This window comes from Streptococcus suis (genome assembly GCF_016775005.1).
Taxonomy (GTDB): domain Bacteria; phylum Bacillota; class Bacilli; order Lactobacillales; family Streptococcaceae; genus Streptococcus; species Streptococcus suivaginalis.
In genome coordinates this window covers 401,806-415,467 of the sequence record NZ_JAEUXI010000001.1, presented here as the reverse complement: position 1 = coordinate 415,467, position 13,662 = coordinate 401,806, and the positions used below count along the sequence as shown (strand labels likewise).

The 13,662-nt window shown below is 44.4% G+C and carries 8 protein-coding genes; 4 read left to right on the top strand and 4 right to left on the bottom strand.

Going from position 1 to position 13,662, the window contains the following annotated elements:
• Positions 1-60: 60 nt before the first annotated feature.
• Positions 61-1,215: a hydroxymethylglutaryl-CoA synthase gene (locus JNG37_RS01855; RefSeq protein WP_158455457.1), complete on the bottom strand. Its 1,155-nt coding sequence runs from the start codon at positions 1,213-1,215 to the stop codon at positions 61-63.
• 28 nt (positions 1,216-1,243) lie between these two features.
• Positions 1,244-2,419 carry an acetyl-CoA C-acetyltransferase gene (locus tag JNG37_RS01850; RefSeq protein WP_158455455.1) on the bottom strand — a complete coding sequence of 392 codons (1,176 nt, stop codon included), beginning with the start codon at positions 2,417-2,419 and terminating at the stop codon, positions 1,244-1,246.
• A gap of 224 nt (positions 2,420-2,643) precedes the next feature.
• Here JNG37_RS01850 and JNG37_RS01845 point away from each other — a divergent pair, with 224 nt between their 5' ends.
• The 4 genes from JNG37_RS01845 (at position 2,644) to JNG37_RS01830 (ending at position 11,460) form a co-directional block, all read left to right on the top strand.
• Positions 2,644-3,330, top strand: a complete 687-nt coding sequence (locus JNG37_RS01845; protein ID WP_158455453.1) for a phosphoglycerate mutase — start codon at positions 2,644-2,646, stop codon at positions 3,328-3,330.
• 509 nt (positions 3,331-3,839) lie between these two features.
• Positions 3,840-9,449: a discoidin domain-containing protein gene (locus tag JNG37_RS01840; RefSeq protein ID WP_187321603.1), complete on the top strand. Its 5,610-nt coding sequence runs from the start codon at positions 3,840-3,842 to the stop codon at positions 9,447-9,449.
• Positions 9,450-9,516: 67 nt separating this feature from the next.
• The gene (gloA, locus tag JNG37_RS01835; protein WP_158455449.1) at positions 9,517-9,900 is read left to right on the top strand and encodes a lactoylglutathione lyase; all 384 of its coding nucleotides are present in this window, start codon (positions 9,517-9,519) and stop codon (positions 9,898-9,900) included.
• A 162-nt stretch (positions 9,901-10,062) separates the two neighbouring features.
• A complete protein-coding gene (locus tag JNG37_RS01830) occupies positions 10,063-11,460 on the top strand; it encodes a polysaccharide deacetylase family protein (protein WP_158455447.1) in 1,398 nt (465 codons plus the stop codon).
• A gap of 26 nt (positions 11,461-11,486) precedes the next feature.
• On the opposite strand, the gene JNG37_RS01825 is transcribed toward JNG37_RS01830, so the two are convergent.
• The gene (locus JNG37_RS01825) at positions 11,487-12,569 is read right to left on the bottom strand and encodes a DEAD/DEAH box helicase (protein WP_158455445.1); all 1,083 of its coding nucleotides are present in this window, start codon (positions 12,567-12,569) and stop codon (positions 11,487-11,489) included.
• A 36-nt stretch (positions 12,570-12,605) separates the two neighbouring features.
• A complete protein-coding gene (locus tag JNG37_RS01820) occupies positions 12,606-13,586 on the bottom strand; it encodes a Gfo/Idh/MocA family protein (protein WP_158455443.1) in 981 nt (326 codons plus the stop codon).
• Between the last annotated feature and the right edge of the window lie 76 nt (positions 13,587-13,662).

The window sequence follows — 13,662 nt, the reverse complement described above, 5'->3', positions numbered from 1 at the left end:
TCTTTCTAATTTCTAACGAAAAGCGCCCTTGGTGAGAGCCAAAGGGCGCCGTTTTGGCTTTTATTTACGATAAATCCGTTTGTGTTTGTCTACTTGAATGAGGGCAAAGGGTTTTGGATCTTCTGGAAGGTCAACTGATGTACCTGTCTCGTCCAAGTTGATTTCTTGGAAGAAGATTTGTTCATATTCTTCCATACTGAGTTTGGTCCGTTGATTGAGGCTTTCTAAGCGATTTTGGTCCAATTGTTTCTGGTATCCTTCAACAAGGGAACCGCTGAAGATTTCACAGACAGCACCGCTACCATAGCTATAAAAGAGGATTTGATCCCCTGCCTCGAGCGCTCTGCTATTTTCCAAAAGGGAAAGGAGAGAGAGGAAGATGGAGCCTGTGTAGATATTGCCGACAACCTTGTTATAGACGATGGCTTCTTGGAAGCGCTCTGTCAAGCGGTTGAGGGTTTCTTCATTTTTAGCGATGGCTTGCAAACCTTTGAGACCTTGCTTGGAGAAGGGGATGTGCAAGCACATGGCTGCAAAATCTTCAAGCGACTGACCTGTTTTTTTCTGGTAATAATCAAAGGTTGTGGTCAAGCAGTCGGTGTATTGGATTGTAGAGAAGCGACCATCAACGCGAGGGTACTTGTCATAGTTTGGTCGCCAGAAGTCATAAATGTCGCGAGTCTGGCAAACATTGTCATTATTGAGGACCATGATGCGTGGGTTAGCAGTGACCAACATGGCAACTGCGCCAGCACCTTGGGTTGGCTCGCCACCTGACTCTAATCCATACTTGGCGATATCACTTGCGATGACCAGGACTTTTGAATCAGGAAATTGAGCGATGTGGCTCTTGGCTAAACTGAGTCCAGCTGTAGCTCCGTAGCAGGCTTCCTTCATCTCGATGGAGCGAGCAAAGGGCTGGATGCCTAATAAACCATGAATAGATACAGCAGCGGCCTTACTCTGGTCTACGCTTGACTCAGTTCCGACGATGACCATGTCAATGGTCTGTTTGTCTTCTTCTGTCAAGATAGCTGCAGCAGCTTGAGCGCCGAGGGAGACAATGTCTTGCGTGACGGGTGCAACAGCCATCTCTGACTGGAGAAGTCCGATTTTGTATTTATTGGGATCAATGTTGCGGGCTAGGGCTAAATCAGCCAAATCTAAAACAAAATCTGGCGCCGCAAAGCCGATTTTATCAATACCGATGTTCATAAGTGTTCCTTCCAACCTATTCCTTGTTTTATGCATGAGAAATAATGAGGCTTATTCCTTGACCGCCTCCGATACAGAGGGCACAGAGGCCCAGCTTTTTATCTTGTTTGTTGAGTTCATGGATGAGGCTAACCAAGATTCGACTGCCGCTAGCTCCAATCGGGTGGCCCAAAGCGATGGCACCGCCGTTGACATTGACCTTGGAAGGGTCAGCTCCTAATTGTTCGACAACTGGAATGGATTGGGCTGCGAATGCCTCATTTAGTTCAAATAAATCAATATCTTCTACAGTTTTGCCAATCTTTTGAAGCGCCTTTTTACTTGCAGTAACTGGTCCCATTCCCATGAGGGCAGGATCTAGACCGCTTGTAGCATAACTTTCGATATAGGCCAGAGGCATGAGGTTTAGCTCATTAGCCTTTTCCTCAGACATGAGAATGAGGACTGCACAGCCATCATTGATACCAGAAGCATTGGCAGCTGTAACCGTTCCATCTTTTTTGAAGGCAGGTCGTAAGGTCGCCAGTTTTTCAAGTGGTGTTAGTCGAGGATACTCATCCTTATCAAAAATACTTTCGCCCTTTCGACTCTTCAGCTTTATTGGTACAATCTCATCGATAAAGCGTCTTTCAGCAATAGCTTTTGCAGCTTTTTCTTGACTAGAGTATGCAAAGGCGTCTTGGGCTTCACGACTGATTTGATAGCGTTCAGCCACATTTTCAGCTGTAATGCCCATGTGATAGTCGTTGAAAGCATCTGTCAAACCATCTGTCAACATGGAATCTTCTAAAGTAATATGGCCTAACTTACTTCCAAATCGGCTGGATTTGGAGAGATAGGCAGCTTGGCTCATGATTTCGATGCCTCCAGCAACAACGACATCATTGTCACCAAGCATGATGGATTGGGCAGCCAGGAGGACTGACTTGAGACCTGATCCGCAAACTTTATTGACACAGTAAGCGGAGGTGGTTTCTGGAAGTCCAGCCTTTAGGGCGATTTGACGGGCAATATTTTGCCCATGACCAGCTGAAAGGACATTGCCGAAAATGACTTCGTCAATGTCTTCTTTTGGTATGTGTTTGGTACTGAGTGCGTGTTCAAGGACTTGTGCACCTAAATCGGCGATGGTAATGTCCTTGAGACTGCCTCCAAAACTACCGATTGCAGATCGGTAGGCTGAGACGATAGCAACTTTTTTCATGGGTACTCCTAACAATAGACTAGGAAATATTTCCAAATTTCTTTCATTCATTATACCATTTTTTTGTCAAAAACAAGGAAATAAAAATCAGTCTCAGGGCTGATTTTGGCGGGAAGGACATGTAAGCGTAATCAGAAATGGGAAAGACTAGCCTTTTTCCTGAAATTCGTGTAAAATAGAAGGGTAACAGAGGGAAACCTCAAAATAAAAAGGAGAATCCATTAATGGTAAAATTGGTTTTTGCTCGCCACGGTGAGTCTGAATGGAACAAAGCTAACCTTTTCACTGGTTGGGCTGATGTTGATTTGTCTGACAAAGGTACTCAACAAGCAATCGACGCTGGTCTTTTGATCAAAGAAGCTGGTATCGAGTTTGACCTTGCTTTCACATCAGTATTGAAACGTGCGATTAAAACAACGAACTTGGCACTTGAGTCTGCGGACCAATTGTGGGTACCAGTTGAAAAATCATGGCGTTTGAACGAGCGTCACTACGGTGGTTTGACAGGTAAAAACAAGGCAGAAGCTGCAGAACAATTCGGTGATGAGCAAGTTCACATCTGGCGTCGTTCATACGATGTATTGCCTCCAGATATGGCAAAAGACGATGAGCACTCAGCACATACTGACCGTCGTTATGCTCACCTTGACTCAGCAGTTATTCCAGATGCTGAAAACTTGAAAGTAACGCTTGAGCGCGCCCTTCCATTCTGGGAAGACAAGATTGCTCCAGCTTTGAAAGACGGCAAAAACGTATTCGTAGGTGCACACGGTAACTCAATCCGTGCCCTTGTAAAACACATCAAAGGCTTGTCTGATGACGAAATCATGGATGTGGAAATTCCAAACTTCCCACCACTTGTTTTCGAATTGGATGAAAACTTGAACATTGTAAAAGAATATTACCTATAATATTGTAAGCAAAACACCTGAGCTTTCCTCAGGTGTTTTTTAGATTTGACAAAAAAGGTGAACAGTTGATGTTAGACAAAATGGGAATTTAGTAACAGTCTTGATTGCTGACTCTTTAGTCAATCAAACACTGTGCTGTAAGATGACAGGATGTTGAAAAGTTGTTCTGGGATTTGTGCTCGCTTGCTTCATCTCCACTAGAACCTCACTTCGCCATCTCTAGGATCGGGCTGAAACAGTTCACGGAAAGTTTTCACTCTCTTAGACTGGGCAATCATTTGCTTGGAGAATAAGAAAGTGAGGCAGTCAAGTTGTGTCAGTTTGTTTTCCGTTACTAGAATACCTCTGTTTGTATAAGCAAATAGAGGTTTTTTACATATTTGGAATGTTTGTTCAAAAACAAGCGAAAACACTTGTAAAAAGTATATACATATATTGAATTTATTGTCAGAATTTAGTATAGTATGATTGAGAGAATTCTACACATTTTTACAAATGAGGAGGAACAAATGAGTCAACATTCCAAATATCTATTTGATAAACGCTATCGTTTTTCGATTCGGCGGCTAGCAGTTGGTGTCGCTTCTGTTGCGATTGGTTGTAGTCTCTTCGGTGGTCAGTCAGTTTTTGCAGAGACAGGCCTTGAGGGAGAAGATACAATCAGCAACCAACTATCTCCTGAGGAGGCTTCAGAAGAGTCGACTGTGAGCGAGGTTGTTGAAGAAGTCGGTGGAGTAGGAACGGACAGTTCGCCAGTAGCAAATCTGGAAGGAGAAACTAGAGAAGTTGCTGAAGGAACTGAAACCGTAGAATCAGAGGTGCCTGTTTTGTCCGCAGACACAAGGGGTGGTTCAGACAATTTGGCAAGTGACTCCGAAGTTGAGCGGATGGAGTTTGCTCCTGCGGCCCAGCCTGCTGCGGTTAGTCTTTCTCCGACTACAGAACTGCCGAGTCATCAAGCGGACGCTAGTTTTTCAAAACCAGCTACTGCAGTTGGTGCCATCACAGGATTGACTTTTGATAATGGTGTCGCGACCATTCGCTATCAAACAGGTGAGCAAGCCCAGGTCAGCCTCTATAACGACCATGTTTTCCGTTATTATATTGACAAAACAGGGGATTTCCAAGAGCATCCAGCACCTAGTCGCGAAGACCGACCTGCGACCATTACGGTGAAATCCTTGGAAGCTTATCGTCAAGACTATCAGCAGGTTGGTCGGTTGTTGGAGGAGGAGCATCGCTATATTCTTGAAACAGAAAAAATCTGGATTTTCTTTGATAAGGCGACTGCCCGCATGTCTGTTTTTGACCGACTTGCCAACAAATATGTCACTAAGGAAGTTTTGCCAGTCCAAATCACTCCGACTCAAACCAGTCAAGTGCTGAGCCAGGATGAAAATGAGTTCTTCTTCGGTGGAGGAATGCAAAATGGTCGCTTCAGTCACAAGGGTCAAAAGATAAACATTGTCAACGAAAATAACTGGGTTGATGGCGGGGTTGCATCTCCAAGCCCATTCTACTGGTCCACAAATGGCTACGGTGTTTTGCGCAATACCTTCCAACGTGGTTTCTATGACTTTGGAACGGAACAGGCAGACCAGGTGGAAACCAAACACCTTGAAGGACGCTTCGATTCCTATTTCTTCATCAATAGCAGTCCAACAGCCATTATCAAGGACTACCAGGAATTAACAGGAGCGCCAGTTGTCCTACCAGAATACGCGCTCTATCTGGGACATTTGAATGCCTACAACCGGGATTATTGGGTGGAAGTTGCTGAAGGAACTCGTGGCGCTATTAAACTAGGAGACAAGTGGTATCGTGAATACCAGCCACAACATTTGCCAGAAGCCGATCGGGCAAATGCAGTCAAGGAAACCTTAAATGGTGAGGGAAACAGTTATCTATTCTCAGCAAAAGCTGTCATCGATCGCTATGAAGAGCAGAATATGCCGCTTGCCTGGTTTTTGCCAAACGATGGCTATGGTGCAGGTTATGGCCAAACAGATAGTTTGGATGGCAATATTGCCAATTTGAAAAAATTTGTGGACTATGCCAAATCAAAAGGCATTCAAGTTGGTCTTTGGACTCAGTCAGACCTTGTTGATACCAATCCAAGCAAGGAAGTTGTCCTTCATCGGGATATTGACAAAGAAGTGACTGTAGCAGGAATTCGGGCCATTAAGACCGACGTTGCCTGGGTTGGTCCTGGTTATTCCTTTGGCTTGAACGGGGTTGACGAAGGTGCCAAGCGCATCACCAATGGAAGTGGTGCTGAACAGGCGCGTCCATTTATCGTCTCCTTGGATGGTTGGGGTGGAACCCAGCGTAGTGCAGCAATTTGGAGTGGTGACCAGTCTGGTGGGGAATGGGAGTACATTCGTTTCCACATTCCGACCTATATTGGCTTAGGCTTGTCAGGAAATCCAAACATGGGTTCGGATATGGATGGTATCTTTGGTGGTGCAGATCCGATTATCAATGCCCGTGATTACCAATGGAAAATGTTCACCTCCATCATGATGAACATGGACGGTTGGGGTGCAAAACCGAAAACACCATTCTCCTTTGACGATCGGACAACCGATATTAACCGTATTTCCCTCAAACAAAAATCAACCCTCATGCCTTACGCTTATTCCTTAGGTCACGAGGCGAGGGAGACAGGGAAGCCAATTGTTCGCGCCATGTTTATTGAATTCCCTGACGAGGTTATCAACTACGGCAAGGATGTCCAGTACCAGTATATGTACGGGTCAAACCTCTTGGTAGCGCCTATTTATAAAAATACAGCCATGCAGGCAAATGGCGATGATATTCGCAATAACATCTATCTGCCAGGCGGAGAGGACCAGGAGTGGATTGACTGGTACACAGGTCAGAAATACAAGGGCGGCCAAGTCTTAAACGGCTTTGCTGCTCCACTTTGGAAAGCCCCTGTGTTTGTCCGAAATGGTGCCATCATTCCGATGACTAATGCCAACAATAACCCAGGTGAGATTGATCGGACCAAACGGGTGATTCAATTCTATCCGCATGGGGATTCCAGCTTTACCCTCTATGAAGATGATGGTAAGAGCGTTGGTTATCAGGCGGGTCAATTGGCAAAAACAGTGATTAGTAGTCAGGCTGGTGATTCCAATGAAAAAGGCAGAGCAGTCTTGACGATTGGGGCAACAGAAGGTAGCTTCCCAGGATTCATCAAGGAAAAAACAACAGAGCTCCATGTTAATGTTTCAGAAGATGTGGATGCTGTCACCGTTCGTGTGGGCAATCAAGATGTGACCCTGAGACGAGTAAACAGCTTAGAAGAATACGAGGCAGGTAGTGATGTATTCTACTATCATGCCAACCCGTTGATGCCAACCTACAATCCAAAGAGTGCAGACATTCAACATCTTCGGGTGGAAATGAATGATCTCCTGAAAATTAAGTTGGCAGCTCGAGATGTCACTCAGGCAGCAGTTGTTGTTACGATTGACGGATTTGTACATCAAAATCCAGTTGCTGAAGTGCCAGCAGATCTACAAGTTCCAACGATTCCAACAGGACTTACTGCACCAGAAGAAGGGATTTCGGCTACCTCAATTCGTCTCCAATGGACAGGGGTAGAGGGAGCAAGTTCATATGATATTTTGCGAGATGGGACTCTCTTTACAGGTATTACCGGCACCAACTTTACCTTTGATGATTTCGCTTATGGCAGCGAGCACAGTTTCAAAATCCGTGCCGTTAATGCCAAAGGAGCGTCAGCTTGGTCCCAAGAATTGCGCGTAGCAACCAATGAAAATCCTTGGAGCGATGCTATTGAGGGTATTCAGGCGACGACAAACATTACGCCTCAGGATGGTCAGGGCTTAGATAAATTGTTTGATAAGCAAGTCGGTCACCAATTCCACAGCCAATGGGGGTCAGTGGTAACCTTCCCGGCGACCATTAGCATGGACCTTGGAGGGACTTATGAAGTGGACCGCATTGAATACTACCCTCGCAACGACGTTGGCTCAAATGGTCGGATAACCAAGGCCTACTTTGAAGTTAGCGAAGACGGAGTAAATTGGACAACGGACAGCTACTATTCTGTTTGGGCAAATGATAATAAGACCAAGACCTATAAATTTGCAGTACCGCGCGTGCGTTATATTCGGATGCACATCGCAGAAGGGGTGAATAACTTTGTATCTGGCGAAGAATTACTGGTCTTCAAAAAACCAGGTAGCCGCATGTTGATTCCCGGTGACATCAGCAATGACGGTCGAATTTCAGACGACGATAAGACCTCCTTCTTGAATTACTCTGGCTTGCGGACAGAAGATAGTGATTTTGGATACATCAGTCATGCTGATTCCAATAAAAATGGTCTGATTGATGCTTATGATATTAGCGTGGCAGCCGTTCAGTTGGAGGGAGGCATTGCCACACCTTCTCAAAGTAATCCTGCTGGTCGGACCTATCTGACGGCTGATAAGCTAGACTTGACCGCTGGTCAAACTACTACCATCCGTTTGATGGCTGCAGACTTGGAAGCTGTCAATGCCTTGACGAGCACTGTGATGATTGATGGCAGTCAGTTTGAAGTAGTCGGTCAAGTAACAGCCAACCAAACCTTTACTAAAGAAGCTGAAAACTTCTCCTATGTCCGTACTCGTGGCAATCAGTCCAACATTGTCTTTAGCTTTGTTAACTTTGGTGACAAGCCACAGTTGACAGGAAGCGGAGAAATTGGCCGAATTACCCTCAGAGCCTTGAAAGATGGTCAGCTAGATTTGACCTTACAAGATGGTATTTTAGTCAGCAATAACTTGCGAACCAAAGCCTTGGCTGATTCAGCCATTCGTCAGGCAGTCACCTATACAACAGTCCCAGCTGTCCCGAGTCAAGTTGCCTCTAATCGCTTAACAAGTGGTAGTGCGACCCTGACTTGGACTGGGGACAAGCAGGCTTTTGAATACCTGATTGAGCAGGAGACAGCAGATGGCTTTGTCCCAGTTGGACAGACAGACCAGACTAACTTGACTGTTTACAATTTGGCGCCGGAAAGCACCTATCGATTCCGTGTGAAGGCTAAAAATAGCTTGGGGACATCTGAAGCTTCTGAAGTAGTTAGTCTTGTGACTCCTGCTAAAGATGCGACAAGAAAAGTTCCAATTGTTCTAGCGACCACTCCAATTGCGGACCAAGCAGGAACAGAATTGACCTATTTCATAGATGGAAACGATACGACACTTTACCATAGTTCTTGGGCGAATCGTCAGGCGGTTCCTAGTCACATTGTTCTTGATTTGGGCCAAGTAAAAGATATCGATCACATCCTCTATCGACCTCGCAACAATGCCGGAAATGGTACGATTACTAGTGTAAAATTGTCCATCAGTCATGACGGAGAAGAGTGGGAGGAAGTAACGGCGCCGATTGCTTGGGCAGTCAATAATACAGAAAAAGTGGCTCTTCTTCCAGAAGGAAGCAAGGCTCGATTCATCAAGGTTCATTGGTTAGCAAGTGTTGGTGGCTTTGTATCTGGAAAAGAGATTGCGGTATATGGCCCAGCTGCTTCTCCAATTCAACCAGAAGTACCTGTTCAGCCAGATCAACCAACTGATCCAGAAGTACCTGTTCAGCCAGACCAACCAACTAATCCAGAAGTACCTGTTCAGCCAGATCAACCAACTGATCCAGAAGTACCTGTTCAGCCAGATCAACCAACTGATCCAGAAGTACCTGTTCAACCAGATCAACCAACTGATCCAGAATCTCCATCCCAACCAGATCAACCTATCGAAGAATTGGTGACCGCAGTTCCTGATACTGCTCCAACAGCAGAGGCTTTACCATTGGGACATATTTCCATCAATGGAGACGGATTGCTGTCGCCAGAAAAACCATTGGGTCATCTCACGCTTCATGGCTCAGGTCTCTGGACGGCAGAAAAACCACTTGGTAGCTTGCCAGATAAAGGGGCGAAAGAGACGATTGTTACTGCCTCTCAAACACCAGCAAAATCGGAAGGTCAAGCACTTCCGAAAACAGGTCAAGCTGATTCAGTAGTTTCAACCTTAGCAAGTCTTGGGTTCCTTGGTTTGACAGGCTTGTGCTTAGCTAAGAAGCGAAAAGAGCAGTGATACAAAAGTGCTGTCAATGGAAGTTTTTTCCTAACTGTGCTATACTCGAAAAAAAAGGAGGTAGCAAATGGCAAGTAAAAAAATGTTACACGCTTGTTTGCGTGTGGAAAATCTCGAAGCATCTCAACGCTTCTATGAAGAAGGTTTTAGTTTCAAGGAAACCCGCCGAAAGGACTATCCAGACCATCAATTTACCTTGGTGTATCTGGCACTTGAAGGGGATTCATTTGAAATCGAACTGACCTACAACTACGGTCATGGACCATATACAGTTGGTGACGGCTTCTCACACCTGGCTCTCTCATCAGATGATTTGGAAGGAGACAACCAAAAACACAAGGACTTGGGCTATCCAACGACAGACATCAAGGGATTACCAGGCAGCCCTGGACGCTATTATTTCGTAACGGATCCAGATGGCTACCGTGTCGAGGTTATCCGTGCAGACTAGCAGAAAACCTACTCAGATGAGTAGGTTTTTTGTAAAGAAATTGCGGAAAAGTATCTGAAAAAAGGTAGCTATTTTTCCAAAAAATATCGAATCTTAGTTGAGGCCTCCTAAAATATTTGATAGAATAGTAGTGAAGATTTGTACAAGAATGAGGGGAGTAGGATGAGAAAAACAGTTATTTTAGCAGTAGTTAATGTTATTTTGTTAGCTTGTATAGTTGTTTTAGGTTTTAAAACCTATCAACTTTATCAGTACCGAACATGGGATCAATTTATTCAACAGCAAGAAAGTCAGCTGAAAAAACAGGCTGACATCTATGTTCAAAAAGGAAAGGTTGGTACTACAATTGTATCGGCGGCCATTCCTAAAAATGAAGCTGGGCAGCCTTTGGAAACAGTGAGAACAAAAATAGAAGCCTATGTCCAAGGGAAATTGGGCAAGCAAGCTGGAAAGAAAGGAATTTCAGACTACATAGAAGTCCGTTCTAAGAGTCAAGCTTCTGAATTTTCAACCGTAACTAAGCATGAGATTCTTTCCAATCGCTACCAGATGAAGGGGACTAAAATCAGTTCAAAACAAGTTGAAGAGGTCGGTCAGGTTTTATTGACAGCCCAAGCAGATCCTTTTGATTTGTCTGATTTGGTAACGGATATGGAAACGCTCCGTCCCCAATTTGAGGGGGTCCTGTCAGCAAGCTTGGACCAGCTCGGAGTTGATGCTACAGAAAAAACAAATATCCTACAGGCATTTCAGACTGCTGACCTCACCCAGTTTACACTTTCTTACTCAGATAGCCAGATTTTCTTACTACTACCAAAAGAAACCTACTTGGTCGAGCAGATTGGGCTACCGATTGCTAGCTTTTTCCCTGTGGTCAATAGTCAGTATTTGTCGAGTCAGGATCAGGCTAGTTATCAGACTTATCTAGCAGAAGAAGAGGCAAAAAAATACCGCAACATGATTGCTTTAACCTTTGATGATGGACCAAATCCAGCCACAACACCGCTAGTTTTAGATATCTTGAAAAAATACCAGGTCAAGGCAACCTTCTTTGTCTTAGGAAAGTCTGTTACAGGAAATGAAGCAATTCTGCAAAGAATGGTAGCAGAAGGGCATGAGATTGCCAACCATTCTTGGAGCCATCCAAACTTGACGAAACTTTCTGCTAAAGATGTAACAGCAGAAATCCAACAAACACAATCAGCTATCGAAGCAGCTGTTGGCTTTAAGCCGAGCTTGATGCGACCGCCTTATGGTGCAATCGATGCAACAACCATGTCTTCTATTCAGATGCCAATTATCAACTGGTCGATTGATTCTAAGGATTGGCAGTCACGGAATGCTACAAGCATTTTAAAAGAAGTTCAGGCACAAGCCCATCCTGGTGGTGTGCTCTTGTTGCACGATATCCACCAATCAACAGTCGCTTCCCTAGATGGAGTCTTATCTTACTTGCTAAGTAAGGGGTATACGATTGGAACTGCAAGCCAGGTCTTAGGAGATCAGCTAAGCAGCCAACGTATCTATTATTCAAAAGATAATTCTCTCGTAGCACAATAAAATAAGAGGCTAGTTTTACTAGCCTCTTATTTTTTAAATAATTGTTGGTTTTTTAATTCGACTTCTTGGACCGAAGCAAATTTTTTCAATTGTTGGAGTTCATAGTTGCTCGTGACCATGGTGATGACCATACCGTCTTTGCCCATTCGTCCGGTTCGTCCAGCGCGGTGGGTGTAGCTAGCCTTATCAAAAGGAATGTCATAGTTTAAGACACATTCTAAGTTTTCGATGTCAATCCCACGTGCTACCAAGTCAGTTGCTAAGAGGAGATGTAATTGGCCTTGTTTGAAACGCTCCAAGATAACTTTGCGGAATTTCACATTGACATCTGATGCCAAGGAAATGACATTGGCTTGATGGAATTGGAGCCGCTCTTCACTGGCACCCAAGTCTGACAGTTGATTAAAGAAGGTTAGGGCACGAAAATCAGGAAGGTTTGCAAACTTACGCAATAAGTCTAGACGATCACGTTTTTCGACCATGATGTAGTAGTGGTCGATGGTAGAAGTTTCTGATTTTGTGACATCAATGGTGACGGTACCTGGCACCAATTTACTTGGGTCAAACTTGCTGGTTGCACTCAGGTAAATGAATTGGTAGTCCTTTGGAACATAGTGGCCGATTTTCTCCACGAAATGATAATGAGAATCGCTGAATAATTCATCGAATTCATCTAAGACGATAGTTTCAACGTTCATCATTTTGATTTTTTTGAGTTTAATCAGCTCAAATATACGACCTGGTGTGCCAATCAAGATTTCAGGTCCTTTCTTTAAGCGCTCAATCTGGCGTTTTTGACTGGAACCAGATAAAAAGAGCTGACAGGTTAAGCCGAGGCTTTCTCCCCAGGTTTTACAGACATCGAACAACTGCCCCGCTAATTCTGTATTTGGTGCAAGAATGAGTAATTGTTGGGCTTTTTTAGGCTTTAGCTTTAAGAGACTAGGCCAGAGATAAGCTAAGGTTTTTCCAGAACCTGTTGGGCTAAGTGCTAAAACGTTTTTCCCTTCAGAGATTGGAGTAAAAATAGCCTCTTGAATGGGGGTAAAGTCTTGAAATTGAAGCTCTTCCATCTGAGTGGTCCAGCTTGTTGGAAAATGTGATTTCATGGTTATGAGATGGACAAAGTCCATTCCTTTCTGTGCTTAAATAGGGTCGGATGAAAAGTGGATGCCGGCTACTTGACGCATGTCATACAAGGCCTGATGGACAGCTTCAGCCCGTTGGGTCAGGCTATCAGCCAAGGCTTGGTCACCATTTTCAATGATATGGATAAAGCTAAGGCATTCTTCTAACATGTTATTGGAAGGGGCTTGAATGTCCAAGTCAATGTGGCTTCCATCATGGTAGTAAAAGGTAGCCTTCTGAATATGTTGGCAGCTGTCTAGCACCAAGGTCCCCTTGTCTGTGTAGATTTCATTTGCAAGGGTGCTGGTCAGATTTTTTCCAGCAAAGATACCCACTTGAAAGTGGCCATAGTCCAAGTACCCAAATCCATTGAGGTCAACAGTATTTGGGAGTTGCTGAGCTTGATAAGCGACCTTTTGTGCAGGACCAAAGAGGGTCACGCTAGCATACAAGGCATAGACACCTAGGTCCATTAAGGCCCCGCCAGCCATCTTTTCGGAAAAGATATTGGGTTTTGTTCCGGCTAGTAGCTCAGGCATCTTTGAGGAATACTTGGCATAAGAAAACTGAGCGCCCAAAATAGTGTGATTTCGTAAAAAGGAGCCAATGGATTCAAAGGCTGCTTCGTAGGTGTTGCGAGCAGCTTCGAGGAGGAAAACCTTGTTTTCTTTAGCAATCCGAAGGAGTTCAGCAAGCTGGTCAGGATGGCAAACCATGGGCTTTTCGACGATAGCATGCTTTCCTGCCAGAAGGACAGCCTTAGCTTGCTCGTAATGCAAAGCATTTGGGCTTGCGATGTAGATGGCATCTAGATCCTGGGCTAAAAATTCCTGCCAATCTGCGAAAGCTTGCGCAGATTGAAAGGGTGCTGCAAACTCCTGGGCTCGTTCTAATTGTCTTGAAAAAACAGCAGACAATTGAAATTTTTGGGTGGAATGTGCGGTTTCTATAAACTTTTGACTGATAAATGAGCTACCAATGACACCAAATCTGATCATATTTTCTCTTTTCCTTGTGTTATTCTTTTCATTATAACATGTTTCATGTTAAAATAATATTGAAAAGAAAAGGAGA

What these genes read in the sequence shown, in the direction of transcription:
- JNG37_RS01855 (WP_158455457.1), bottom strand. Translation starts at nt 1,215, where the DNA reads ATGAACATCGGTATTGATAAAATCGGCTTTGCGGCGCCAGATTTTGTT.
- JNG37_RS01850 (WP_158455455.1), bottom strand. Translation starts at nt 2,419, where the DNA reads ATGAAAAAAGTTGCTATCGTCTCAGCCTACCGATCTGCAATCGGTAGT.
- JNG37_RS01845 (WP_158455453.1), top strand. Translation starts at nt 2,644, where the DNA reads ATGGTAAAATTGGTTTTTGCTCGCCACGGTGAGTCTGAATGGAACAAA.
- JNG37_RS01840 (WP_187321603.1), top strand. Translation starts at nt 3,840, where the DNA reads ATGAGTCAACATTCCAAATATCTATTTGATAAACGCTATCGTTTTTCG.
- gloA (WP_158455449.1), top strand. Translation starts at nt 9,517, where the DNA reads ATGGCAAGTAAAAAAATGTTACACGCTTGTTTGCGTGTGGAAAATCTC.
- JNG37_RS01830 (WP_158455447.1), top strand. Translation starts at nt 10,063, where the DNA reads ATGAGAAAAACAGTTATTTTAGCAGTAGTTAATGTTATTTTGTTAGCT.
- JNG37_RS01825 (WP_158455445.1), bottom strand. Translation starts at nt 12,569, where the DNA reads ATGAAATCACATTTTCCAACAAGCTGGACCACTCAGATGGAAGAGCTT.
- JNG37_RS01820 (WP_158455443.1), bottom strand. Translation starts at nt 13,586, where the DNA reads ATGATCAGATTTGGTGTCATTGGTAGCTCATTTATCAGTCAAAAGTTT.